General features: G+C 37.5%; 3 protein-coding genes. 1 reads left to right on the top strand and 2 read right to left on the bottom strand.

Going from position 1 to position 2,156, the window contains the following annotated elements; all coding sequences use genetic code 11:
• Position 1: 1 nt before the first annotated feature.
• A complete protein-coding gene (locus ACP6PK_RS30455) occupies positions 2–310 on the bottom strand; it encodes a hypothetical protein (protein WP_426565367.1) in 309 nt (102 codons plus the stop codon).
• 535 nt (positions 311–845) lie between these two features.
• On the opposite strand from ACP6PK_RS30455, the gene ACP6PK_RS30450 reads away from it, so the two are divergent.
• Positions 846–1,013, top strand: a complete 168-nt coding sequence (locus ACP6PK_RS30450) for a hypothetical protein (RefSeq protein ID WP_426565365.1) — start codon at positions 846–848, stop codon at positions 1,011–1,013.
• A 258-nt stretch (positions 1,014–1,271) separates the two neighbouring features.
• Here the strand turns inward: ACP6PK_RS30450 and ACP6PK_RS30445 are convergent, their stop codons facing one another.
• The gene (locus tag ACP6PK_RS30445; protein WP_426565363.1) at positions 1,272–2,111 is read right to left on the bottom strand and encodes a site-specific integrase; all 840 of its coding nucleotides are present in this window, start codon (positions 2,109–2,111) and stop codon (positions 1,272–1,274) included.
• Positions 2,112–2,156: the final 45 nt, after the last annotated feature.

The raw sequence follows: 2,156 nt of genomic DNA, 5'->3' as shown, positions 1-2,156 counted from the left end.
TCTAATTTGTGAAGCCCGCCCTTATCGCAGGGTTATCTTTAACTATCCACTCAGCAATGATATTTTCTGGGATTAGTTGAACCCCTTGCAACCCTTTGGCGGTAGGAATCTCAACGATTTTAGGAATAAAAGTTGAACCCCTTTTAAGCTTGGAAATTCGCGTAGGAATTGTTGACTTGGGTTTACCAGACAACCGAGCATAACCTTTCACAGAGCAATAGCTATCACCAGTCTCAGTATTGATAATTACTTCGATCCCATCTTGACTGATGAAGGTTTTGTGAATAAGTTGGCCATTTATTATATTCATTTGGCATTTCAAAAGTACATTTTGTCTGTCACACCTCCACCGGGGGGTAATATATAATCTCCCCCTGGTATAGCTGTGACAAAAGTAAAAATATTGCTTGGTGGGAGTTTCAGCGATTCATAGCAATTAATACTTATTGGTAATAGCGATATTTTATACTAAAAAGTTAGATTAACAGTTATACTCAAATCTCAGGAATTACTACTGAATCATCAGCACCCCAATAATGCTGTAAAATCATTTTTTCAGAAGTACCAGTCGAAATGATGATGATTGATGTAGTAAACAAGAAGAAAATACCAGTAAAAATAGTATTAATGGAGAGCTGGTCTGGAACCCAAAGACTAATGGCTTTAATAGATAACTTAGGTAAAATTTACTACTGTCCGTTAAAAAGCAATCGCGCGCGTAGACGATACTGAGGGAGTAAAAAAATCTCAAAAACTCGAAGACTTAGCATGGAATCAGTTAGAATTAATATTGGGAAAATTATTAAGATTAAAGGAATTCCTTTGAGATCAAAAAGTGAAATTATTTGGGGTTACTGTTTCCACCAACTTCAGCAGAATATATTGTTACTAATGACATCAGTCATCAAAGTACAGATGAGGTTGAGTTGGAGATTCAAACTAGATGGAAAATTGAGGAATTTCACGCCAGAATTAAACAACGCTCCAGGGCTCGAGTCTTGCCAGTGCCGTAGGGCAAAAATTCCCAAAAATCACATTACTTGTGCTATGTTAGTCTGGAATCATTTGAAAAAAATGGCAAATATTCTAGGGAAAACTATTGATAAGTGTGAAACATCAATTATTATATAAATATCTAGTATCTCAACTCAAATACCCTGCAATTAAAATGACGGTTGTTTAAGTTTTTATAGATAGAGATCAAATCGGAGAGACTCGGCGATCGCTTAAAAGATTATGGTGTACTTAGGAGCTTTGCGTCAGCAATCGCTCTATTGGCAACCCACTATAGTGTCTTTGCGTAAGTCCTGTTGATATATGATTCTCAAAGCCATGGCTATATCGCGAGTAGATATATCAATCCCCTCAGCTTTAATCCTCTCTACAGCGACCTCATACTCCAACGGTTGACGACTATGATTGAGCAACATATCAACCTCAGTTTTCAAGTTATGCCTTGATTTGTAAGTGTTATCGTTTACTGCCACAGAATGCCCTAATGACCTAGCTCTTATTTCTTGTGGGATACCATATTTTTCCCCTAGTTGATTACTTAAATGCCTAAATGCGTAAGCTTGAGTTACAGGGCATCCTAATCTTTTTAGCCATTGATTAAACCTAGTTGAAAAACCTTTGCATAACTGGCTAGGCTTAGTTGAGGTAGGCTCGTATACAGGCATCTTGACCTGTTTTAGCTTCAGCTCTTCCCAAATATCTTGATATGCGATCATCGGTTTACAAATTCTCAAGCCAGTTTTTGTCGAGGCACCGAAGTAGGTAAACTCCCCTATCACTATAAGCAGGTCAGTGTTATATATACTGTCGAACCTTGGGACAATAACCTCATCTGATTCCCAATTTTCATCAAAATTCTGTATCGCTGCTATCTCAGTTGGTCGCAATCCATACACTACACACATTGAAGCTACCCAAAGCCAAGCTTCAGCAGAGTAAATGTCTCGATCCCTGAACTTGTTCTCGGATATTTGAATTAATACACTTTTGTGCCACTGCATAAAATCTTCAAAACTACAACTTTGCTTGTCGGTAAAGATTGTTTGAGAAGGGTCTATATCATTCAATAGCTGCAACAAATCATTTTTGGGGAGCAAATTTCCTTATCAGCAAACAGGATATTAAAGCTCAAAACTCACATC

It is taken from the genome of Dapis hubbardiae BLCC-M172 (assembly GCF_050016015.1).
GTDB lineage: Bacteria > Cyanobacteriota > Cyanobacteriia > Cyanobacteriales > Microcoleaceae > Trichodesmium.
The sequence above is the reverse complement of the archived record's forward strand: the minus strand, read 5'-3'. Positions and strand labels throughout refer to the sequence as shown.